Source organism: Afipia sp. GW822-FHT04G07 (genome assembly GCF_058800765.1).
Genome location: NZ_JBXAMP010000001.1, coordinates 1,517,660 through 1,541,020 on the forward strand (window position 1 = coordinate 1,517,660; position 23,361 = coordinate 1,541,020).

The following is a 23,361-nucleotide window of genomic DNA, read 5'->3' on the forward strand; positions in this document are numbered from 1 at the left end:
GTATTCTACAAACTCACGCGCCCAATCGCTTTTGCGTCACCAATGCGTGTTCCATGTACATTCGCTCGACCGGCCGATCGAGCGAGTTGCCCGCTCGTTCGAAACCGCGGCGCCAGTCCTCGACATGCCGCCGCATCCAGACCTTACCGGCTTCCTTGTCGCGCTTGCGGATCGCATCAAGCAAATGATGATGTGCGGCGATCAGACGCGGCATCCCTTCGGCGACATCGCGCACAACCATCTCGGTGGTAGGAAAGAACAGCAGGCCAGCCGGTTCGCGCGCGAGTTGCAATACCCGGTTGTGCGATGCTTTTGCGATCAGAACATGAAAATCGGCATCCAGTTCCGCGAACAAGGCGGGATTGGTAACTGCCTGCTCGGTCTTCTCGATGTTGGCGGCAATCTCGCCGATGTCGTCGTCCGTGGCGTGATCGACCGCATATTCGATGGCGGCGATTTCAAGAATAATTGCGGTTTCATACAATTCGCGAAACGTGACTTCGTGCAGGACGAGCGCCCGGCTCAAGCGGCTTGCCAGTTTGTTGTAACGCGGCATGCAGGCAAAGAGCCGCCGGCTTGAATCCCGCCGGATCAGCCCGCCTTCTTCCAGAACCCGAATGCCCTCGCGTACGGTCGAGCGATTGACCCCGAATTGCTGAACCAATTCGGATTCGGTGCCGATCGGATCACCAGGCTTGATACGCCCGTTGACGATTTCGCGCTCGATCGCATCCGCCACCCTTTGATAGGCCGGCGCGACTTCGATGCGTTTGAAGCTGGGTGCGGAGGCGATCGTCACAACAGCCTTTGTCGTTTGTCGGACAAATGCTAGGGCGGGGTTAGAGTGCCGTCAATCCAAGTAAATAAAGGTTTTTGTGCTGCACCGCAGAAGATAAACCAAGATCCTTTGGCTCTGTTCATTTGTCGGACAAACTCAACCATCCAATGAGGGCGTAGAAAATGAAACGCCAGCCAATCGCTCTAGCGATGGCCGACGCACCCGGATCTAGTTGGTAGTCGGTCAATCCCGACCGTTCAAATGCCGCCCATGCAGAGGTATTTGATTTCGAGGTAGTCCTCGATGCCGTACCTCGATAAGCCTGCGAATATCAGTAAGCCACGGGCTGCGGTCGCCCGACCCCGCAATACAAAAACCCGTTTCGCGAGACTTCTTCCGGCGAGTAGATATTGCGAAGATCGATGATGACGGGAGTCGCCATGATCGTCGCCATTTTCTTGAGGTCGATTGCGCGGAACTGCTCCCACTCGGTGACGATGACAAGCGCGTGGGCGCCTTTCGCGCAGGCATAGGCATCGTCGGAGAAATCCACGTTCTCCAAAACCTTCCTGGCCTGCTCCATTCCCACCGGATCGAACGCGCGCACGATCGCGCCCATGTCCTGCAAGGCCGTAATCAGTGGGATCGACGGCGCATCGCGCATGTCATCGGTATTCGGCTTGAAGGTCACACCCAGCACCGCGACGGTCTTTCCGCGCAGATTTCCGTTGCCGCCGAACGCATTTGCCACCTTCCGCGCCATCGCGCGTTTGCGCTGGTCGTTCACGGCCACGACCGTCTCTATAATGCGCAGCGGCGATTCATTGTCCTGACCGGTCTTGATGAGCGCCAGCGTATCCTTCGGAAAACACGACCCACCATATCCCGGCCCGGCGTGCAAGAACTTCGCGCCGATGCGATTATCCAGCCCAATTCCCCGCGCAACTTCCTGCACGTTCGCCCCGATTTTTTCCGCAAGATCGGCGATCTCATTGATGAAGGCGATTTTGGTCGCGAGAAACGAATTCGCCGCGTATTTCGTCAATTCGGCCGTGCGGCGGTCGGTATACACAATCGGCGCTGTATTGAGATAAAGCGGGCGGTAGACCGCCGCCATGATGTCTCGCGCACGCTTGTCATCGGTGCCGATGACAATTCGATCAGGGTGCTTGAAATCGCGGATCGCGGCGCCTTCACGCAGGAATTCGGGATTCGAGACGATCGCGAATTCTGCATCGGGGTTCTCGTCGCGAATAATGCGCTCCACCTCATCCCCTGTGCCGACCGGAACGGTCGATTTCGTCACGATAATCGTGAATCCCGAAAGCGCGGCAGCAGTTTCGCGGGCGGCTGCATACACATAGGAAAGGTCGGCATGGCCATCGCCACGGCGGGAGGGCGTTCCGACCGCGATAAACACGACCTCGGCATCGCTCACTGCTGCTTTTGTCTCGCTCGAGAATGTCAGACGGCGCTGCTTGACATTGCTCGCGACAAGTTCGGAAAGGCCGGGCTCATAGATCGGGATTTCACCACGGCCAAGCGCGGCGACTTTCTCCATATCCTTGTCGATGCAAACCACGTGGTGTCCAAAATCCGCGAAGCACGCCCCCGACACCAATCCGACATATCCAGCTCCAATCATGGCAATTCGCATCGACGATCCTGTCTAACCAAAACGGTCCTGTGGCGCTTACAGCGCATGTCATTTCAAGTTGTGAGATCAAGCGGAGCGTGGCTTTTTCTAACCGCTCAGGATTGCTTTCCCGTCCTTGTGCGGCGGAAAGAAGAAAAAGTTGTTCACGTAAGCGCATCCGGCTTTGCGCCCGCCATCGGGCAGAAGCGAATCGGCGTCCTGAAAAATCCCCGTGTCGAATTGATCGACGGAGACGATGTCGCCGTCCTCGACAAAGAATCCGCGGTAATCCTTGTCCCGGAAAAACTCGAAGACAGATTCAGTGGCAGCTGCGCGGTGCCGGTCTTCTGCCTCAACGAGGAATATCGGCTGGCTTCGCTCCAGAATCCCGACCGCGCCATTCAAGACACTCAGTTCGTGTCCTTCGACATCGATCTTCACAAATGCCACCTGCTCCTGGATAAGAGAGTCGAGACGCGCCAGCGGAACGTGATGCGCGACGCAGGATTTCTCCGAAACCGCCAATTGCGGCTCAAGAGAAGCAAGACCATGCACCGCTCCCTGCTCGCTCTGCGGAATCAGAAGATCCGCCTCGCCTTCCCGATCCGACAAGGCGATTTCATGCACCTCGACATTGGTCGCGGAAGTTTGCCGGAGGACGTCGGCCATCTGGTGCGACGGCTCAAACGCATGGACGCGCTTTGAAAGCCGCGCCAGTTCACGCGTATAGAGGCCGCAATTTGCGCCGACGTCGATGGTGACGGCATCATTTGGCACGATCTTGTCCAGAAACGATAACTCGACTTCGGCGGATTTCGGACGATGCATGAAGTGCCAGCGCAACCAGAGTGACGGGAACGCTTCTTTGAGAACGTTCTTAGCTTGTCTCACGGCGTTCATGATGGCCGCCTTTCTGTTCAGGTCTTGAAAGAGTTCTGCATCCCGGACGAGTTCGCCCGGTTCAAACCCGATGATAGATGTCTTCCACGCGGACGATGTCGTCCTCGCCGAGATACGGGCCTGACTGCACTTCGATTAGGTTGAGCGGCACTTTCCCTGGATTCTCCAGCCGGTGCATGCAACCGAGCGGTACAAACACCGATTCGTTCTCGCGGAGCAGAATCTCTTCGTCGTCGCGCGTGACGATCGCCGTGCCGTTCACCACAACCCAGTGTTCAGCGCGATGGAAATGTTTCTGCAGCGATAGTTTGGCGCCAGGGTTGACGGTGATGCGCTTGACCTGAAAACGATCGCCGGCATGGATCGACTGATAGTATCCCCATGGCCGATGGACGGATTGGGTTTGCGTCGCCGAGCGGTGACCATTGGCTTTCAACCGACTCACGAGTTTGGCGACGTCCTGATCGCGATCCTTGGAGGCAACAAGAACGACATCGGGAGTTGCCGTGATTATCAGATCTTCGACGCCGAGCGCGGCAACCAGCGGTCCTTCGCCCCGGACGTAGCACCCGTTGGCGTCTTCCATGACGACATCGCCGATCGCCACATTGCCGGAATTATCCTTGTCACCCATTTTCCACAGCGCCGACCAGCTTCCGATGTCGCTCCAGTCGAAATCCGCTGGAATAACGGCGGCCCGTTCGGTCTTCTCCATCACCGCATAATCGAGTGATATGGAGGGGCAGGCTTTGAAGGCGTTCTCGTCGAGGCGGAGAAAATCGAGATCGCGAGTGGCATCGGCCAATGCCGCCCGGCACGCCGCCAGCACATCCGGCACCAACCGTGCCAACTCTTCGATGAGCAATCGGGCCGGCAGCAGGAAGATTCCGCTGTTCCAGAGATGATCGTTTGCGGCCAGAAGCCGCTCCGCGGTGACCAGATTAGGCTTTTCAACGAACCCCGCGACATCGTGGACACCTAGCGCGGCGTCGAGTTGATCACCGAATCGAATATAGCCAAAGCCGGTCGTCGGAGCAGTCGGGCGCAATCCGAAAAGCACGAACTTGCCCGCCATCGCGGCCGTCATCCCGACCTCGACAGCGGCGCTGAACGCCTTGGCGTCAGGAACCCAATGATCCACCGGCATGGCAAGAATGATCGCGTCGGGATCGGAATCGCTTGCGATGAGCGCAGCGATGGCAACGGCGGGCGCAGTATTTCGCCCGAAAGGCTCTAGAACCATCGTTGGATTGGTAACCCCGATCGCACGCAACTGTTCAGCAATGGCGAACCGATGCTCCGCGCTGGCGACCACGATCGCATCACCGAAAATGGATGAATCGGCAACGCGTTGGGCAGTTTGCTGCAGGAGCGTTTTTTCGCCAAGAAGGGAGAGAAGCTGTTTGGGATAGGTCTCGCGTGATAGCGGCCACAGCCGGGAACCGGTCCCACCCGACAGCAAAACAGGAGTAATACGGCGTTGTCGCTGTTTCATCTCGTTGCCCCAGTTATGCGTGAAATGGTCTGCGCGAAGTCAGACGCTCGGTTTGAAACGGCGGTCCCGTTAACTGCCGCTGCCTGACAGAAACTCCCTTCGAACCGTGCGCGCGATGATTGCGATATCCATCCGAAGCGACCACTTCTCGATGTAATCAAGGTCGTGGTCGATACGCGCAATCGCGAGGCTGGGTTCGACAGTGCTGCCCCTGCAGCCGCTCACCTGCGCAAGACCGGTGATCCCCGGCCGTGCGCTATGACGCTGGAAGTAATATGGGACGAGGTCCTCGTAGAGCATGTTCGCGGCGAGCATACCGGGCACATGAGGCCGCGGCCCAACAAGAGACATGTCGCCCTTGATGACATTGATCAACTGGGGAATCTCGTCGAGGCTGGTGCTCCGTAGAATGCGCCCGATCGGCGTGATTCTGGGATCGCCTTGCACTGTCTGCGTGATGCCTGCAGCATCGCCGAGGTCCGTGTACATGGACCGGAACTTGTAAATCTTGAAGAGCCGGTTGCGGTAACCGTAGCGATTTTGCTGAAAGAAGACCGGACCGCGCGACGTCGTCTTGATCGCGATTGCAATGGCGATGAACAGCGGCCCAAAAAACAGGAGCGCCAGCGCGGCGGCTGTGGCGTCGAAAATCCGCTTCCCGAAAGCAGACGCCGGCTCACTGTGGGCGACGCGGGTCGTCCGTCGATAAGCGCTGTGCTTACGGTAAGCACTGTTGTTCGCGTATTCGACAGGACGCACGGAGATAAACCGCGGACCGCTCCACTGCGTCGATGTGTTATCCTGGATAAAACGAGCTGTGACGGTGGATGCCATTGCTCTCGCTCTCTGCTTAACGTCCGCAAACGCTGGAATGGAATTCAACGCGCTTATTAAGAAGCACAGCGCCTCGATCTCCGATCCAACGTTTCGCACTTGCGAAATTCAAATCGCATGAGGAAGGCACCAACCTTCGTTGATTAAAGTTTTCCTAAAGTTTTGTACGAAATAGGGCGGGAAAACGGAAAGTTCGCGCACGTTATGACGGTTTGATGCACGCCACATTTGTGCGACGCGAGAATTTGCTGCGGTACGAAGCGGTTAAGACGAGATGCCGAATTCTTACGCTGCGGTTCTGTTGAAGCTGCCATGCGCAACCACAATCGCGCGCAAGTTCAAAATGAGAGTCGATATTCGTATCGAACAAGCGCATTGTTGAGTTGATGCGGGAATGCGCAGTCGCGCTGATACTTTGAGCAACCACGTTCACTAAAAACTAAAAGAGACACCGTAGACTCCTCGAATAGATGTGTTTTAGCTCGCAACGAGCCGCAAAATGATTGTCAGGCTGCAGAAGATCGATACGACGGGCGGCGATGACTCGTTTGCGCCGCGCGTGTCTTCGCCGGAGTCGCCGATGATCGCCGACCGCGCGAACATTCCCTCGCTCGCACCGGCCGCAGGTTCCAATCGGCGGCTGAGGAACCGACTCATCCTGGTCAATGTCGTTGCCTGGATCGTCATCATTCTCGTAATCAGGATGATTTTCTTCTGAAAAATTTCGTCACTGGAGAGCATCACGCTATCTATCGGCGGTCAGCCGATTGACCGTGGAACTTTCCCGTGGCGAAGCTCACTCATGATACGATCTGTCTCCTCCGATAATCCGCGAACGATGCCTGCCTCACTGCCGGCCAATGCGCGTATCTATGCCGTCGGCGACATTCACGGCCGGGCCGATCTGCTTGCTGAAACCATCGCTCACATCGAGGACGATCTTCAGCGACGACCTATCGAATACGCGCTCGAAGTCTATCTCGGCGACTATATCGATCGCGGGCCCGATTCGAAGAGCGTGATCGATCAACTCGCCGTCCGGATCGCTCAGCGGCGCGCGATTTGCCTGCGCGGCAACCATGAAGCAATCCTCGAAAGATTTCTCCGTGACGATCCGGCCGTCATCCGGCACTGGGCTCAACTGGGCGCGCTGCAAACTCTTGCGTCTTATGGCGTTTCGATGGGCATCGGCGCTGCCGCGATGTCACCGTCCGAACTTCAGCAATCTTTGCGCCAGGTCTTCCCACGCACACACGATCTTTTTCTCCAGTGCCTCCACAACAGCTATATGTGCGGAGATTTTCTGTTCGTTCACGCGGGAATACGGCCGGGCATTCCCATAGCGCAACAGATCCCCGAAGACCTGTTCTGGATTCGCGATGAGTTCCTGAATTCGACGGCAGATCATGGCAAGGTGATTGTGCATGGTCACACCCCGGTGGACCATCCGGATATCCGCAGAAATCGCATCAATATCGACACCGGCGCGTGGCGGACGGGAACCTTGACTTGTGTCGCGATTGAAGGCGCAACGATCCTAGTGTTGTGAGAATTACGGCGATCTCCCTGCAAATCACTTGTGCAATTCCGTTGCGCAGAAGCGGACGATGGAACCACCGCACAGTGATTGGAACAATGTCTCACATTTTTTTGCCTTGTTTGACCGACTATCATTCATTGCAATCGTCATCAGAGCGCGGCCGGCTCTGCCGGAGCGCATGTCAGTAATTTGTATGCGTTTAGTGGGGACGGCATGACGCAATCATCGGTTCGTATCGCGACACTCTTTGTCGTTCTTGCCATCATCGCTTGCAGCATCGCGGGGTTCTCCGGCGAAGCTCGCGCTCAGCAAAAACATAAGTCATCTCCTTCGGCTTCTGGCGCCTACGTTTTGGGACCCAACGACAAGGTGAGAGTTAAGGTTTATGGCGAACCCGATGTCGCTGGCGAATATGAAGTCGATGCCAGCGGCTATGTGTCGGTTCCCTTGGCAGGACGCCTCCGCGCCAGTGGGCTAACGACGGGGCAGCTCGAACGCTCGATTACGTCGGCGCTAGCAAAAGGAATCGTGCGCGATCCGCGCGTCAATGTGGAAATCGCCCTCTATCGCCCCTTCTACATTCTCGGCGAAGTCAAAAAGAGCGGAGAATATCCTTATCGCGTTGGCATGACCGTGCTCGATGCCATTGCGAGCGCCGGCGGGTTCACTTATCGCGCCAATGAAAACAAGATTCATTTGCGACGGTCCGGCAGCACTGTGGAAGAAATTTACTCACTCGACGCGCCGGTGCTTATTTTTCCGGGCGACAACATTCGGGTATCGGAACGATACTTCTAGCGCTCATCTTTATTCCTCCACATTCGAGCAAGGCGCCCACGTTCGTATTGGCATCGGATGAATTTCATCTGGTCATAGTGTCGTCTCTTTGCGGTGCAATTTTTTCTGCAATGCAGAACAATCTCCGGAACTGCGCGTTGAGCCACAACTTCGGATGCAACGCGAGACATCATTCTCCGGGAGATTGACTGCGTGAACCGAATCCACACTGACGATTTTGTGGGCGAAGGCGCGATGACTTTCTGGGCGATGACGAACAATCGAGTATTCGGAATTCTCAGCCGACATGAGCGCTTCCCGCGAGGGCCGATGAGTGATGAGTGCTTTTGCGTTGACCGCGTTGAGAAAAATCAAAGAGCGCTCGCGAACTACGCGTTCGAGGACACGACAAAATCGCTGTGGACCGAAAATTGCACGCTTGAGAAACGTACAGTGGCCGGCGACAGCGATCGTGCTTGGCCTCGCGTCACCGTCGAATGCGCAGGTGATACCGCCAACGACTGAGCTGCTGACACCTCCATGGAACGCACAGCGAGTTTTTGAACCGTCCTCATTGCCCGACCTGACCGACCGGGATACGCGCGACGAGATTCCACCAGAGGATATGCCGGTGAAAAGAAGACAGCAGCCCGGATATGAGCCGGTCGGGATACGCGCCGGATCCTGGATGTTCAATCCGTCGCTGATGTCCGGCGCGCTCTACGACAGCAACGTTTTCTCCTCCAACACCACCAAGCGCTCGGATATCGCCGCCGTGTTCGCCCCATCGTTGCGGGCGCACACCCTGTGGGAGCGCCACGGCCTGGATCTGAAGCTGGATGCGCAGTCCACGACATATAATGAGAACTCCAGCCTCAATCAGACCAATGCCAGCCTGAAAGGCAACGGCTGGTTCGACATCGCACACGACCTCACTGTTCTCGCCAATTTTCAGATCGCTCACCTGAATGAGGGCGTCGGCACGCTGAGTTCGCCGGTCAACGCGATTTCGCCGACACCTTACGATCTGTTCTCGGGCGATCTGACCGTCCGCAAGGAATTCAACCGCTTCACGACCTCGGCCGGTATGCGCGTCGATTCCTATGACTACGGCAAAACGCGCGCGCAGGACGGTTCGATCATCAATCAGGACAGTCGCGACGGTCAGATTTATTCCCTTCACAGCCGTGTGGACTACGCATTCTCACCAGTCCTGGGATGGTTCGCGGGCGTGGAAGGCAATCAACGCAACATTCGCGGCACGCCCGGTCAGACGCTCGATTCACAGGGTTATCGCGCGCTGTCCGGCTTTACCGTCGGATTCACAAATCTCATCAGTGGTGAATTCGGCGCTGGCTATGCCCAGCAGCGATTCGACGCCTTGTCGATCGGAACCATCGAAGGCCCATCCTATCGCGCGATGCTGACATGGCGCCCCACTCGCCTGCTCGACGTCCATTTCAAAGCGGAACAGATCGTCACGGAGACATCCGATACCAGTTCTACTGGCGTACTGGCGAACGCGTTTCAACTCGGCCTCGACTACGAACTCCGCCGCAACATCATCCTTTCATTGGCAGGCGGATATGAGAGCGATCGATTCGTCGGACAGCAGCGCAAGGACAAGGTCATTACCGCGGATTCGCGGATTAAATACTTGATCAACCGATACGGCGCCATTTCTTTCTTCCACAGATACACCGAGCGCGACAGCGACATTCCCGCCTTCAGCTTCGACAAACATCAGGTAGGAATAAATGTTACAGCGCAGTTCTGAATACGATTATCAAAAGCTGGAAGAGCCGGCGGGCCCGGCCGTTGGAAAATGGTCGCCGCCGACGGTCGACTTGCGCGAGATGGCGCGCATTCTGCGACGACGCTGGAAGCTGGTTGCGGCCGCGCCGCTCGCACTGACTGTCCTTGCCCTGATCTACATCATGGCGATCAGCACGCTGTACACTGCAACATCGACGGTTCTAGTCGATCCGCGCCGCGCCAATGTCGTCGATACCAGCCAGACTGTGCTTTCCAACTTTGGTACTGACGACGCAACGATCGAAAGCCAAACGCTTCTGATCCAGTCGGTAGCGATTCTCCAGCGCGTTGTGGAAAAGCTCAAGCTCACCGCGGATCCGGAATTCATGCCGAAACCCGGCTTTCTCGATCCGCTCAAGGGATTGTTCAGCAGCAGCGGCCCCACCGCGGGCGCAAGTCCGGAGGATGCCGCAAAGGCAAGATCCGTCGAGATCCTTCAGAAGCGGATGAAGGTGACGCGACAAGGCACCACGTTTCTTGTCGACATCAGCGTTAACTCGGAAGAGCCGCGAAAGGCCGCGGCGATCGCAAACGAGATAGCCCAGAGCTACTTCGAGGAACAGGTCCGCGCCAAGTATGACGCGACGAAAATCGCTGCCAGCTGGCTCAATAGCCAGATCGAGGGGCTGAAGTCGCGCGTTGTGACGTCCGAGCAAGTCGTGGAGGATTTTCGAGCCACCAACAATCTTGCGGTGTCGCAGGGCGTGACGGTCAACGACCAGCAGATCACGGACCTCAACAACAAGCTCATTGCCGCGCGCGTACAAACCGCCGAGGCGCGCGCCAAATATGATCAAGTTCAGCAACTCGCCAAATCGGGCAGCGACCCCGGAGGGATCAACGCCGCCATTACGTCGGATATGATCACCAAGTTGCGCACGCAATATGCCGACATCGCCAAGAACGAAGCGGATCTTTCGAGCAAGTACGGCCCTCGCCATCCGCTCGTCGCCAACATACGCGCGCAGCTGCGTGACACCCAGCGTCTGATCAATGAAGAAATCCGCCGCATTCTCGACAGTACGCAACACGACTACGATGTTGCACGCTCCCGTGAATCATCTTTGCAGGAAAGCCTTGATAAGGTTCAGGACGTATCGAGTTCGTCCGGTCAGGCGCAGGTACGCCTTCACGAACTGCAGCGTGAGGCCGAGGCTAATCGCACACTCTATGAATCCTATCTCGCACGCTACAAGGAAACGTCGGCGCAAGAGAGCCTGGAGATGCCCGATTCCCGCGTTGTGACGAGGGCGAGCATCCCGATCCGGCCATCGTCGCCCAAGACCATGCTCATTCTTGGTCTTGCGCTCATGCTCGGCGTCGGCGGCGGAAGTGTTTTCGCGTTCCTGGCCGACTACCTCGATCGTCGCATGAAGACACTTGAACAAGTGGAATCCATCTCGGGCGTGCCGGCGCTCGCAGCCGTTCCGTTGATCGGCACTCGTGAGCTTGCCGCGCGGGCCAAACGCGGCCGGAACGAACTCGGTCGTTATGACCCAAAAACCGTACGGCTTTTGCCGCCGCCGCTTCAACCGCCTCTGATGCGATATGCCTTAGACGAGCCCGGCACCTTCTTTGCTGAGGCAGTACGCGCCGTTCGCCTCGCCCTTCAGCGGACAATGCGGATTCAGCCGGTCAAGGTTGTACTGGTGACATCCTCGCTCGACAACGAGGGGAAAACGACGCTTGCTGCGAACCTCGCCCTGTCGCTTGCGACACTCGGAATCAAGACTCTTCTCATCGACGGCGACCTCCGCAACCCGCAGCTGACGCGAGCGCTTTGCCCTCATGCCGATGCCGGATTGCTCGAAGTCGCGACCGGTCAGACACGGCTGGAACAGGCCATCTTGCTCGACCGCGCTTCCGGGCTCTCGATCCTGCCATCACCCGCAGTAAAGAACGTCGACATCGTCACCGAGCTGATGTTCTCCGAGCGGATCGTCGAAATTCTGGATCATTTGCGTCAGCGCTACGAGCTGATCATCATCGACTCGCCGCCGCTTGTTCCGCTGGTCGATGGGCGAGCGTTGGCGGAACTTGCCGATCGCATCGTTCTCGCTGTGGGGTGGGACCAGACTCCTCAAGACGTTCTCACGCATACCATCAACCTGCTAGCTCCCGTCTACGACCGAATTCTCGGCACCGTGCTGACGCGAGTCGACCTCAGCCGCCTTCGATTCTACGACTACTATCGCAGCTCGGCCTATCTCAAACCTTATGGCACTGCGGGATTGAACCCGAGGCCAGCGGAATGAGAGCGCGCGGGCCGATGAGCGGATCTCCACGCGCATTCCCGGTGAATGGGCCGCTTTCGCCATATCCCGGCGGGCGCCTTGCCATGGCGGACGCTCGCCAGTTGCCGTTCGCCGCGGACCGTGCATCGGTGGCAGGTACATCGTTCATCGACGTCATAGTCGTGGGATTGTTGCTGCTCGCAGTGATCGCAACATTCACGCTGTCCGCGGCGATGCTAACGAACTGGAATATCCACTATTTAACAGCCGGTGGAAACTTCTATGAGAAATTGCATCCCGCGGCCTACCTTACACTTCTCGCCTTCGGCCTGCTGCTAATACGCAACAGCGATCCGGTCGGCGAACTCGACCGGATGTTTTCTGAAGCAAAGCTCGTCATTGTCTATTTGATGTGCTGGTTGTTGCTTCTCGTTCAGATGTTCGTGTTGGAACGTCCATTCACGGTCATCATCGACACTTTCCTCCTGCCGGTGGTGCTGTGCCTTCTCATCTGGCAGCTCACTCCGGCGCAAAGAAAGCCGCTGGTATGGGCCGTTCACCTTACAATTCTCCTGAACGTATGCCTTGGATACTATGAATATTTTTCCGGTCACCGGATCATTCCGCTCACACTTGGCAATGTACTCGTGGTCGGTGAGTGGCGCTCCTCGGCGTTTCTTGGGCATCCGCTGACCGCGTCCGGGCTGGTTAGCGCTTACATCCTTGCGCTGGTTTTGCGGCCCGCGCTTTGCCCACCCGTCGTGCTTCGGATTGCACTCGTTACGTTCTGTCTCGGATCGTTGATGGCGTTCGGCGGCCGGACAGCGCTGGTTACAGTGCTCATCGTGCTGGGCTTGCTTGCTATCGCGGAAGTATTTCTAATCTTGCGCGGCAAGCGAGTATCGCTTCCGGCGCTGATAGGAACCATCTGCCTGCTCTTTGTCGCGGGTGCCGGCCTTTTCGCTGCATTCGATCTTGGCACCTTCGACAAGATGCTGTTGCGATTCTCGTCGGATAAGGGCAGCGCGCTCGCACGCTTTGCCACCTTTGATCTGCTGTCCCATTTCGATTGGCATGAGTTGATCATGGGACCGAATCCAGTGCGCGTAAACGCACTTCAGGCGCAGCTCGGGCTCAACTACGGCATCGAGAACTTCTGGATTTCGTGCATCGTCCAGTTCGGCGTGATCCATACCGCCCTGCTGACGATCGGGCTGATCGGCTTCTTTGTGGAAGTCATGAAGCGCGCCAGCTCTGCCGCATGGGCGATCGTTCTGCTGATTTTGGTGATCGCGGCAAGTTCGGTCAGCTTCTCGTCAAAAAACATCCAGCTTGCGCAGTTTATCATGATCATCACGCTGCTGTTGCCGCGAGACGAAGCACGTCGCGCGGCGGCGCAGCCTTTTCCCGGAAGATCGATTCCACTTCGTGGATGAATGCCGAGATTGGACTCACATGACCATTTACGTCGACCACACCCATCTCGGACGTCATGTTACCGGCCTCGAACGCATTACGCTTGAGTTGTTCTCGCAGGAAACTCTCGCGCCGCTCAACGTCGTTCCAGTGACCGTGCAGGGCGCCGGACGCATGGTAGCGACGCAGACGTTCGGGCTCCCGTCCCGGCTGCTGGATCCATCCTCCATCCTGTTGTGCCCTGGCTTTCCGCCCAGCCCGCTGCTGCGGCCGTTCGCGGCGCGCGTCATTCCCTACATTCACGACATGTTTCTGTTGTCACGGCGGGCCGATCTCAACTGGCGCGCCAAGCTCTATATGGCAAAGCCGTTTGAGTTAGCGGTCAAGAATTATCCTCGCTTTCTCGTGAATTCGGTCGATACCTGGCACAAGCTCTCCAGGTACTGCAGATCGGATGCAGAGATCACACTTTACCGCCCGCCGGTGCGCAACGTGTTCAACCTGTCCCCGGACAAACGTTCCGATCCCTCCGGGAGGATGTCCCCGCTTCGCCTCGTCGCACTTGGAACCGTCGAGCCGCGCAAGAATTTTTTCGCAGCTGCACGAATTCTCGCCGCGCTACGCGAGCGTGGTTTCGAAAACGCGACGCTGGAAATTGTCGGCCGCGAAGGCTGGGGCGAAGACTGGCGTATGCTTGAAGCATGCCCGGGCGTTATCCTGCACGGCTACCAATCGACGGATCGTGCCAGACAGGTCCTTCAGGATGCCGACGTATTCATTTGCACATCCCACGAAGAAGGCCTCGGCCTGCCGCTGCTCGAAGCGCAGTATGCGGGCCTTCCAATCGTGGCGCCTGATGCCGCGATTTTCCGCGAAGTGCTGGGTCAATCCGGAATCTTCATCGATTCCGCCGATCTTTCGTCATCGGTCAGGTCAATTTCCGACGCCATTTCAGCGCCGGAATGGCGAGCGTTCCACGCCACGCGCGCGGCGAAAAACCTGGCGCGCTGGAATGCTCTTGCCGCCTCGGACCACGACGCCGTCATCAACCTGATCACCCGAGTCGCCCAGCGGCGCACGTCCGTTCCAGCGGCACTTGTTCAGTTCAATCGGGATGACCGCGGCATCACGCCGTAGGCAAGAGCAATCTTTCGCACAAGCAATCAATTTACCAGGAAAGAACCGTTGCAGGAACCACGCCACAACACGCGACATCTGGATGCGTTGCGGATCATCGCCGCCAGCGCCGTCGTTGTCTTGCATTATGCGGATTACGTGAAGGACGTCCCTGCAGGGCGCTTTATGCTCGCGCATACCCTGCATTTCAATTTGTTCGTAGACCTGTTCTTTGTGATCTCCGGCTTTGTGATTGCAAGTCAGTACCTCGACAAGGTCGATGACTTTCCATCGATCGGACGATTTCTCTGGCGGCGGCTGGCGCGCATCTATCCGCTCCATCTGGCCACGCTGGCGTTCTATGTGATTATCGCGCTCGCAATTTATACCGGCTATGCAAATGACGGAAATCTCGCGCGCTATCCTCTGTCCGATATCCCAGCACAGCTTTTCCTGCTTCACGCTCTCGACGGTCAACGGCTGACCTTCAACTTTCCGAGCTGGTCGCTGTCCGCGGAAATGTTCTGCTATCTCGCCTTTCCCGTTGCGGCCGTTCTCGCTGTCCGTCGCAAGGAACTTGTCCTCGCGCTTGTCGTCATCCTGATGATCGCAAACAGCTTCTATGCAGCGGCGACCGGAACCGCACCATGGGCTGAATGGATCAACAAAGGCGGCGTATTCCGGGCGCTTCCCGGTTTCAATCTCGGCGTCGCATGTTATCTCTTCCGCGACCAGATCGCGCGCTGGCCCATAATTCCAGGCATTCTGACGAGCGCCCTGACGGCATTCATTCTGCTCGGGTGGCTCCTGCCGGAATTGGCGGCTCTCATTGCAGTCTATGCGATCGCCGTTCTCGCGATCCATTGCGATACTTTCGGCGCATCGACCTTACTGACGCGGATGCGCTTCGATCGAAGCTCCGTCTACACTTACTCCTGCTATATGCTCCACATTCCGGTTGCCACCGCCGTATTGACGTTCGGTGCGCGTTATCTGCCCATCGGCACGCCGGGCGGGAAGCTGGCTCTACTGCCGGTCGCCGTCGCGGTTCTCGCGGCCACAAGCGCTCTGTCATACCAGTTCTTTGAAACGCCTTCGCGCCTATATCTAAACGAGATGTTCGACCATCGCATCGCACAACGAGCTTCGGCGCCAGCCATCCCGCAGCCGGAGAACACGCGATGACGATGGTGTCGCGCGCTTCCGACCATTGGATAGCCAACCAGGACGCACGCACGCGAACGGTGGGCCGGGACTCTGTCATCGACACCACGCGTGGTATCGCCATCCTCATGGTGATCGCGATCCACTCGCTTCCCCAGCCGCTCGATGCATCCTGGCAAAAATTGATCGATGCGGCGCTGCGCCCCTGTGTGCCGATTTTTCTGTTCGCATCAGGTTATTTGACCGCGCTCTCGGGAAAGGTTGCGTTGTGGAAGCGCGTCAAGGCGGCGCTCATTCCGTATGCCATTGTCTTCGTCGCGGCCTATATCTACATGGCCTTGCATAATGCTGCGATGGATCACCGCGTCACGACGGCCGCTGCCAGATTCATTTTCGCCTACGTCTTTGTCTACTACTACGTCTTCGTCTATATCGGCTGCACTCTCGGCTTGTGGCTGATTTTTCTGATCGCTGAACGTAACGCTTCCAACGACCGGCAACGGCTTGCTGTTCTCCTTTCGCTTTCGATCGTGGTCGGCCTCATTGCCGGGAGTTACATCGATCCCTTGCTGGCTCGCGTCAGCATTTCAGAATCGATCGTTCAGGAAGTGCGTCTGCGTGATATTCCGTTCTGGTTTTCCTTTGTGGCATTAGGCGCCCTTGTGGGGCTATTCACCAGCGGGCCGGAACTTCGTAACATGCGCCTCATCTTGGCTGCGTCGGCTTTGGCGGCTTACTTAATATATGCAGCGGTGAGGATATTCGGTATCGGCGACGCCGCCGACTACGATTCGACTGCATTCTTCGGTTATGCGTCATTGCTCTGCATCCTGCTGCTGGTTCTTCGTCCGCGGTTGCCGTTGCTGGCAACCATCGGGTCAGGCAGCTACTTCATTTACCTCTGGCATATCTTCCCGGTCATGGCGCTGCGCGACCACACATCGTTGCGCGCCTTCGGACCCATCGCGGACTTTGCAACCACCTATGCGGTAACTGCTCTCGTCAGTGTCGGCGCCCTGCTGGCTGTACGGCGGATCGCTCCTTCCCATTTTTCGCGTTGGCTGGGGGCCTGACCATGCTGTTGCGCCACACACTTCTTTATATGCCGGCGCAGATCGTCGGCCCGCTGTTCCAGTTGATCGCCATGGTGGTCTGGACCCATGTCGTCAGCGAGCATACCCTCGGCGTCATTACGCTGATTACAGCCACGCATGAACTCCTGCAGATCGGCTTTCTTGCGTGGTGGTCGCAATACGCATTGCGATTCTTTGGACGCTTTCAGAGCGGCGACGATGCGCAACGCTTTCGCCGGACAGAAAGCGCCGTTTTGCTCGCCTCGATCGCGATCCAGAGCGCGGCCATCATCGGTATTCTGATTCTGGTGATTGCGCCGGATGCAAATGCCGGACTGCTCATTGCAACCGTCGCCTACATTATCACCCGCTCATTCAATCTTTACATCGGCGAACGCGCCCGTGTGCAGCAGCAGATCGCCGTCTACTCGATCCAGCAGGTTGTCGGGCCGGCGATCGGGTTCATCATTGGCCTGATCCTGATTAAACTGCTCGGTCAGGATCCTGAATGGCCGCTGGTGGGTTACGCCATCGCGCAGCTGGTCGCCATCCTTATCGTGCTGCCGAAAATCGGCTATGGCTGGCGGTTATGGCCGATCGATCGTTCGATTGTCAGGCACGCGCTGCATTACGGCATTCCGATCATTATCGGCGGTGCGTTGGGCTGGGTTGGCCTCAACGCCTCTCGCTTCATCGTCAACGACATGCTGGGCGTTGCTGCTGCCGGCTTGTTCGCGGTTGGCTACGGTCTCGGACAGCGGGCGGCGGCTGTCGCGGCAATGCTCGTCACGGCTGCGGCATTCCCGATCGCGGTCAAGCGCATGGAGGACAGCGGCAGCAAGGCCGCGATGCGGCAGCTCGCAGACAACAGTGCGCTTCTCATTGCTATTCTGGCGCCAAGCATCGTGGGAATATTCATGCTGCGCGCCGAGATCGTCCATCTGCTAATCGCAGCGCCATTTCAGCAGGTGACATTGGCGGTTCTGCCGTTGTCCGTTCTGGCCGGCGCTATCCGCAATCTGCGCGCACATTTCGGCGATCAGGTATTTCTCCTGCACAGCCGGACCCGCCTGCTGATAGTGGTCGCGAGCATAGATGCCATAGTGACCGTCATCCTCAGCTTTATCTGCATCTGGTATTGGGGCATCGTTGGCGGGGCCGTTGCGACCGTCGTCGCCGCTTCAGCCGCAGCGATTGCGAGCTTCACGATCGGATTCTCGCAGTTCGGATTGACGCTGCCGCTGGGTCATCTGGTCCGCATCGCACTTGCAACCGTCGGGATGGGCGCTGTTTTGCGGATTCTGCCGAACGCTGCCAACTTCGTCGCGCTCACCGCGCACATTGCCATGGGCGCGGCGACCTATATGGCGATACTCGCCGTGCTTTATGCGCCGTCCATGTTGAAGCTGCGCCGCGCCCGGCCGCAGCAAACGTGATGGCGACCGGGTTTTCGACGGCTACACCTTTCTCGCGTTGTTCTTGAACGCGCGCGCCATCGCGTACCAGAGCGGCTTCTTCTGGTTTGCATCGTCGAAGGGCAGCGGCCGCGGAAGCCGCTCGGCAAGCGGGTTCTTCTTCTTGGCCGCATCCGTATAGAACGAATAGTTATCGGCAAGCTCCCAGGCGATCACGACCTTGACGGCAGGGATCTGCAACACGGTGTTGAGGAATTTTTCGGCAGTTTCGGCAATCATTGCGTCGCGGCTCGGAATATCATCCGGAAACGTATCGTCTCGAACATCGAACTCGGTAATATAGATATCGACCTTACGCTCGGCGAGCGTATGGACGAAATCCGCGAACCGTGCGGGATCGTGCGGATAGCGCGGTTGAAGATGTCCCTGCAACCCGACGGCATGGAGCGGCACGCCGGCGTCTTGTAGTTCATCGACCAAGCGGAGCAGGCCTTTGCGAACCGTACGTCCGACATCATCGTCGCGCTCGGTCTGAGCTTCGTTGAGGACAAATTTTGTTTTCTTGTCGGCCAACGCCGCACGTTCGAACGCGCGCCGCACGTAACCTGTTCCGAATGTGTCGTACCACGGACCCAGCCGATAACCACCCGGCGCCTTGTGCCCCGGCCAGAATGGCTCATTCACAATATCCCAAGAATGCAGCTTGCCCGCATAGCGGCCGACCACCTCTTCGATATAGCCGTCGAAAAATGTCTGCCGCTCTGCGGTCGTCATGCTCTTCACCCATGATGGAACCCACTCGTTCCAAATGAGACAATGGCCGCGCATCGGGATCTTGTTGCTTGCACAGAATCGCAGCAGGCGGTCCGCGCTTTCGAAACGCTTCGGTCCCGGTTGTGGCGCAATCGTGCCCATTTTCATGGCGACGTCTGTCGTCACAATCCTAGTGTGCGTTGTATAGAGTTCCCGGTACGCAAGATCCTTATCGATCACGGGCCCTGCGGCCGCGCCGAACACGAATCCATTCGCCGCCGCAATTGCGCCAAGACTTTCATTTGCGCTAGCCGCAAACGTCACTCGGCTAGATGCAACACTCGCGCCAGCAAGAACCGCAAGTGCTTGTCGCCGTGAACACGCCACATGCATGGCAGACCTCCTTTGAAAGAATAATTTTGTCTCGCCGTCGCTGAACTAAGTGAGCCAGACGCCATCGTTGCGTCGCAATGGTGCGATTTCGTGACGTCATCGTTTCGAAGAATTAAATCTTCGAGTGCGTCGGTCCATCGTCATCAACGAAGGGCACCTTGTTTTTGTGCACGCGTACCTCGACCACAATGTCAGGAGATCGACATGCTGGACTCGCAGATGCGACAGCCGGACAACCTCATCGTCGATGGCATCGCCATCAACGTTCTATCGATGCCAGCGGCCGTATCATCAATCGTATCGGCAGCGAGATCGGGTGACGGCTTCAGCGTCTGTACGCTCAACCTCGATCACGTTGCGCAACTGCAACAACGACCTGACTTTCGCGCGGCCTATCGTCGAGCGCGATTCGTTACAGCCGATGGGTTTCCGATCGTTATTCTAGGTCGTCTCGCCGGAGCGCAAATCGAGAGAACAACCGGCGCCGACCTTGTCGAGCCGCTTTGCGAGCAGGCCGGACGAAACGGGATCCCCGTTTTCTTTCTTGGCTCCAACAATCTCACCCTTCACAGAACAACCCGCCGATTGTCTGAAAGATTCAAAGGGCTTGAAGTCGTTGGGTGGTTCTCGCCGAACGCCAAATTTGATCCCTACTCCCAAGAGGCCGACCGTGCGATCGACGAGATCCGGGCATCCGGCGCAAGACTCTGCTTCGTTGCGTTAGGTGCGCCTCGGCAGGAAATTTTCGCGGCGCGCTGTCTCGATGAACTTCCTGGCGTCGGGTTGCTCTGTATCGGCGCTGCCCTCGACTTTATCGCCCACACACAGGATCGCGCCCCGGCGATCACGCAGAAGATAGGCCTCGAATGGGCATGGCGAATGCTGCGCAATCCGCGCCGGCTGGGACCGCGTTATGCACGATGCATGGCGATTGTCCCCGGGCTGGTCGCTCGCAGCATTCCGCAAATCGTAACAGCACGAATAAGGAAAGCGGCATGACATCAATACTGACACTTGCGCAGCGGGCCAGAAATGCGGGTCGCGTCGAGCGGCGTTATCAAATCTGCCTGATCCACCCGTTCGATCCGCGCGGCGAGAAGGTTGGCGGCCTTGAGACCTACATCAGGGATTTCATCACTTTTCATCCTAACGACACCGATCTGCTGTTCATCGGAGTGGACTCAGCGGGGGACCTGAAACTTGGCGAGATTCACAAGCTCATCTTTCGAGGCCGGACCTTCGATTTCCTTCCGATCTTACACTATTCAGATCAGCAGGCGCGCGAAGCTGCTCGCACCATCCGAACTTCACTGACAGGGCAGTTTTTCATGGCACTGCTGCGCAACTTCGGCACTATCGCGAAGCTGATCCGTGCACGCCGCTGCTCGATCGACTTGCGCCGCGTGGAATTCTCCTGGCTGCCTGCCGTTCTTAGACTGCCCTTCGTCCAGATGCTGCATGGTGAAGGTGCGCCGAAGCTGCGGATGGACTCGTTGCTGCAAAAATACTCGTTTGTCCACAATGCCGGTGAGCGCTTTGCCATGGCGACGAGCTCCAAATTTCTTTGCGTGAACCCGTACATCACCGAGCGGCTTCAGAAGACTTATCCGCGGCAGAAGGAAAAAATCGATACGCTGTGGACCTGGGTCAACACGGAGATATTCAAGCCACAGCCACTGTCCCGTGACACAACGACGTTCCGCATTGTCTTTGCGGGCCGCCTTGATGAGTTCAAGGACCCGCCGCTGATGTTCCAAACCATCGGGCGGCTGCAGCAACTCATGCAGGAAAAGGTCGAGTTTCACTATATAGGGACCAGCGACCCGCACCGGTTCGCCGAATTCGCGGCGATCGAAAACAACACCATTCGACATGGATTCAAGGACGCTGCCGGCATGGCAACGACATTGGCCAGTTCGCATGTTGGGATTCTGACCTCGGAATTCGAGGGAATGCCGCGCTTCGTTCTTGAAACGCTGGCCGTCGGGCGCCCCGTTGTCGCCATGCACCTGCCTCAGCTCGAGGCCGTTATTCGCGACGGCGAAGGTGGTTATCTGGTGCGACGTAGCGATTCGAGATCCGACATGGTGGAACGTCTCGCTCACCGCTTCATCAACGTCCGCGACGCCATCGCCAACGGCGAGATGGATTCGTCACGTATCGCAGCGGGAATCAAGAGCTTCACGCCAGGAACGCAGCTTGCGCGGGTCTTCCGCTACCATCAGGAAATCCAGAATACGCGGGGTATGATCGTCAATCCGCAGACCCACTGAACGGCTATTGGGGAAGCTCCATGAATATTCTGATGCTCACAAGCGAGTTCGCTCCCGCGACCGGCGGGATCGGCACCTACGCACGCGAGATCGCCGCCGCCGCCGCCGGCCTCGGCGCAAAAATGACGGTTCTTGCTCCGGACTATTCGAAGAATGCTCCGGCCGAAGACGGATCGCTTCCTTTCGAGCTTCAACGGTTTCGCGGCGGTCTCCATTCGATGCGGAATCTGCCATCCAAGATTCTTCTCGCGCGCAATCGCCTGAGCGTGGACGATTACGACATCGTTCATGCCGCGGATTGGCCGTTTTTCATTCCGCTGGCTCTGTCGCGACGTCGGACGCGAGCTCGTCTGCTGATGACCGTTCATGGCACCGAAATCAACGAGACGCAGACACCGCTCAAGCGTCTTGCGATCCGCACCGCGGGTGTTTTTGGACCGCGGATGGAGGTGGCTGCGAACAGCCGCTATACGCGTGATCTTTTTCACAGCCGTTTTGCCATCACGCCCCAGCGGATCAGTGCGATCCCGCTTGGCGTATCGGACTTCTGGTTCGGTCCGCCTAACGCCCGGGAGGCGACCCGCAAAGCCTACGGCATCGGAGCGGACAAGATCGTCATGGTCACGGTTGCCCGGCTCACACGCCGCAAGGGGCACCATATGACATTCGCAGCGCTTGCCCTCCTGCCGGAACAGTTACGGAAGCGCATCACATGGCTGGTCATTGGCCCGAATGGCGAACCGGACTATGTCGAGGAACTACGCGATATGGTCGACACGTCGGGTTGCGACGTCCATCTTCTGGGCTCGCTGCCAAATGAAGCCATCCGCGACATCTATGGCGCCAGTGATTTCTTTTGCCTGACCGGCGTGCCGGATTCGTCCGGGCGGGTGGAAGGTTTCGGTCTTGTCTATCTCGAAGCCGGTGCTGGCGGCCTGCCAAGCGTCGCAACCGCCATCGGCGGCGTTCCCGACGCGGTGATTGACGATGAAACGGGACTTCTCGTTGAACCCGCACCCGAATCTATCGCGCACGCCATTACGGAAATTGTTGAAGACAGTGATACGCGCTCGATTCTCGCCGCAGGCGCATCAGCGCATGCACGCGCGCTGTCATGGGAACGCTGCGCCGCCGAAACTTACGGTCTGCCGCGGTCTGGCGAGCGCGCGATTTTCAGGGCATCAAATCGGCATTCCACCCAAAATCAGGCGCGGCGGGAGGAAGGCATTCCCTGGACCGCGGCTTCGGCGGGGCTTGTGAGATGAAAGCACTCGCCGCGAGCCTCGTCTTGATCGGGTTCATCACTGCCCCCGCCCATGCCGAAAGCTGCAGCAAGAGTCGTGACTATCTGCTGGGCGGCGTCGAGGGCGATCTCCCGCAGCCACCGCAGACTTATCAAGGCCTGTTCAAGACATGTCTGGCGACGACCCGTATGTCGAACGTCAAGGACGCGTACATTTTGAAGGATGGCGGCATCGCCGTGATTCCGAAGCAGGATAATGTCGCGGCAACTGCTGGCACGCTTTCAGCTTTCTGCGATGCCAATCCGCGAGGCACCCTGCGATTCCTGTCCCGCAAGGATTTGCGTCAGACGCCCTCGGTCGCACGTATCGTGCAATTCTCATCGACGGGATCAACGCCGTGCCGGAAGATAAAGGGTAACTCGTTGTCCTGAATGTCCGATCGTCAATTTTCGTCAGATCCGTAACCATAAGAGAAATCTAGGCTTTTCGCCTCGCAATGCGACGC

At 57.7% G+C, this 23,361-nt stretch carries 20 protein-coding genes; 14 read left to right on the top strand and 6 right to left on the bottom strand.

From position 1 onward, the window contains the following. Window positions 1-13 precede the first annotated feature (13 nt). The 5 genes from AC1RKJ_RS07530 to AC1RKJ_RS07550 all read right to left on the bottom strand — a co-directional run bounded on the left by AC1RKJ_RS07530 (window position 14) and on the right by AC1RKJ_RS07550 (window position 5,643). Window positions 14-793 (bottom strand): FadR/GntR family transcriptional regulator, encoded by a 780-nt coding sequence (locus tag AC1RKJ_RS07530; protein WP_492792673.1) that lies wholly within the window; start codon window positions 791-793, stop codon window positions 14-16. A 316-nt stretch (window positions 794-1,109) separates the two neighbouring features. Next, window positions 1,110-2,435: a UDP-glucose dehydrogenase family protein gene (locus AC1RKJ_RS07535; RefSeq protein ID WP_492790449.1), complete on the bottom strand. Its 1,326-nt coding sequence runs from the start codon at window positions 2,433-2,435 to the stop codon at window positions 1,110-1,112. 87 nt (window positions 2,436-2,522) lie between these two features. Continuing rightward, window positions 2,523-3,314 (bottom strand): FkbM family methyltransferase, encoded by a 792-nt coding sequence (locus tag AC1RKJ_RS07540; protein ID WP_492790450.1) that lies wholly within the window; start codon window positions 3,312-3,314, stop codon window positions 2,523-2,525. A gap of 61 nt (window positions 3,315-3,375) precedes the next feature. After that, window positions 3,376-4,809 (bottom strand): mannose-1-phosphate guanylyltransferase/mannose-6-phosphate isomerase, encoded by a 1,434-nt coding sequence (locus AC1RKJ_RS07545; protein WP_492790451.1) that lies wholly within the window; start codon window positions 4,807-4,809, stop codon window positions 3,376-3,378. Window positions 4,810-4,878: 69 nt separating this feature from the next. Continuing rightward, window positions 4,879-5,643, bottom strand: a complete 765-nt coding sequence (locus AC1RKJ_RS07550; protein ID WP_492790452.1) for a sugar transferase — start codon at window positions 5,641-5,643, stop codon at window positions 4,879-4,881. Window positions 5,644-6,142: 499 nt separating this feature from the next. Here AC1RKJ_RS07550 and AC1RKJ_RS07555 point away from each other — a divergent pair, with 499 nt between their 5' ends. From AC1RKJ_RS07555 to AC1RKJ_RS07600, 10 genes are all read left to right on the top strand, one after another. Beyond that, window positions 6,143-6,361: a hypothetical protein gene (locus AC1RKJ_RS07555; RefSeq protein WP_492790453.1), complete on the top strand. Its 219-nt coding sequence runs from the start codon at window positions 6,143-6,145 to the stop codon at window positions 6,359-6,361. 120 nt (window positions 6,362-6,481) lie between these two features. After that, window positions 6,482-7,192, top strand: coding sequence for a metallophosphoesterase family protein (locus AC1RKJ_RS07560; protein ID WP_492790454.1), 711 nt, complete (start codon window positions 6,482-6,484; stop codon window positions 7,190-7,192). A 204-nt stretch (window positions 7,193-7,396) separates the two neighbouring features. Continuing rightward, a complete protein-coding gene (locus AC1RKJ_RS07565; protein WP_492790455.1) occupies window positions 7,397-7,981 on the top strand; it encodes a polysaccharide biosynthesis/export family protein in 585 nt (194 codons plus the stop codon). A gap of 316 nt (window positions 7,982-8,297) precedes the next feature. Then, window positions 8,298-9,737 (top strand): outer membrane beta-barrel protein, encoded by a 1,440-nt coding sequence (locus tag AC1RKJ_RS07570; protein WP_492790456.1) that lies wholly within the window; start codon window positions 8,298-8,300, stop codon window positions 9,735-9,737. After that, window positions 9,718-12,030 (top strand): GumC family protein, encoded by a 2,313-nt coding sequence (locus AC1RKJ_RS07575; protein ID WP_492790457.1) that lies wholly within the window; start codon window positions 9,718-9,720, stop codon window positions 12,028-12,030. Before AC1RKJ_RS07570 ends, AC1RKJ_RS07575 begins: the two co-directional genes overlap by 20 nt. Window positions 12,031-12,113: 83 nt before the next feature. Beyond that, window positions 12,114-13,445, top strand: coding sequence for a VpsF family polysaccharide biosynthesis protein (locus AC1RKJ_RS07580; RefSeq protein ID WP_492790458.1), 1,332 nt, complete (start codon window positions 12,114-12,116; stop codon window positions 13,443-13,445). A 19-nt stretch (window positions 13,446-13,464) separates the two neighbouring features. Next, the gene (locus AC1RKJ_RS07585) at window positions 13,465-14,562 is read left to right on the top strand and encodes a glycosyltransferase (RefSeq protein ID WP_492790459.1); all 1,098 of its coding nucleotides are present in this window, start codon (window positions 13,465-13,467) and stop codon (window positions 14,560-14,562) included. A 48-nt stretch (window positions 14,563-14,610) separates the two neighbouring features. Next, the gene (locus AC1RKJ_RS07590; protein ID WP_492790460.1) at window positions 14,611-15,726 is read left to right on the top strand and encodes an acyltransferase family protein; all 1,116 of its coding nucleotides are present in this window, start codon (window positions 14,611-14,613) and stop codon (window positions 15,724-15,726) included. Further along, window positions 15,723-16,778, top strand: a complete 1,056-nt coding sequence (locus tag AC1RKJ_RS07595; protein WP_492790461.1) for an acyltransferase family protein — start codon at window positions 15,723-15,725, stop codon at window positions 16,776-16,778. The genes AC1RKJ_RS07590 and AC1RKJ_RS07595 overlap by 4 nt, the downstream gene beginning before the upstream one ends. Before the next feature lie 2 nt (window positions 16,779-16,780). Further along, window positions 16,781-18,214 (top strand): lipopolysaccharide biosynthesis protein, encoded by a 1,434-nt coding sequence (locus tag AC1RKJ_RS07600; protein ID WP_492790462.1) that lies wholly within the window; start codon window positions 16,781-16,783, stop codon window positions 18,212-18,214. 21 nt (window positions 18,215-18,235) lie between these two features. On the opposite strand, the gene AC1RKJ_RS07605 is transcribed toward AC1RKJ_RS07600, so the two are convergent. Next, window positions 18,236-19,339: an endo-1,4-beta-xylanase gene (locus AC1RKJ_RS07605; RefSeq protein WP_492790463.1), complete on the bottom strand. Its 1,104-nt coding sequence runs from the start codon at window positions 19,337-19,339 to the stop codon at window positions 18,236-18,238. 204 nt (window positions 19,340-19,543) lie between these two features. Here AC1RKJ_RS07605 and AC1RKJ_RS07610 point away from each other — a divergent pair, with 204 nt between their 5' ends. Genes AC1RKJ_RS07610 through AC1RKJ_RS07625 form a run of 4 tightly spaced genes read left to right on the top strand, consistent with a single transcriptional unit; the run spans window position 19,544 to window position 23,287 of the window. Beyond that, window positions 19,544-20,338, top strand: a complete 795-nt coding sequence (locus tag AC1RKJ_RS07610; RefSeq protein ID WP_492790464.1) for a WecB/TagA/CpsF family glycosyltransferase — start codon at window positions 19,544-19,546, stop codon at window positions 20,336-20,338. Further along, the gene (locus tag AC1RKJ_RS07615; protein WP_492790465.1) at window positions 20,335-21,612 is read left to right on the top strand and encodes a glycosyltransferase family 4 protein; all 1,278 of its coding nucleotides are present in this window, start codon (window positions 20,335-20,337) and stop codon (window positions 21,610-21,612) included. Before AC1RKJ_RS07610 ends, AC1RKJ_RS07615 begins: the two co-directional genes overlap by 4 nt. A gap of 20 nt (window positions 21,613-21,632) precedes the next feature. Next, window positions 21,633-22,877, top strand: a complete 1,245-nt coding sequence (locus AC1RKJ_RS07620) for a glycosyltransferase family 4 protein (protein WP_492790466.1) — start codon at window positions 21,633-21,635, stop codon at window positions 22,875-22,877. Then, window positions 22,874-23,287, top strand: a complete 414-nt coding sequence (locus AC1RKJ_RS07625) for a hypothetical protein (RefSeq protein ID WP_492790468.1) — start codon at window positions 22,874-22,876, stop codon at window positions 23,285-23,287. Before AC1RKJ_RS07620 ends, AC1RKJ_RS07625 begins: the two co-directional genes overlap by 4 nt. Window positions 23,288-23,361 lie beyond the last annotated feature (74 nt).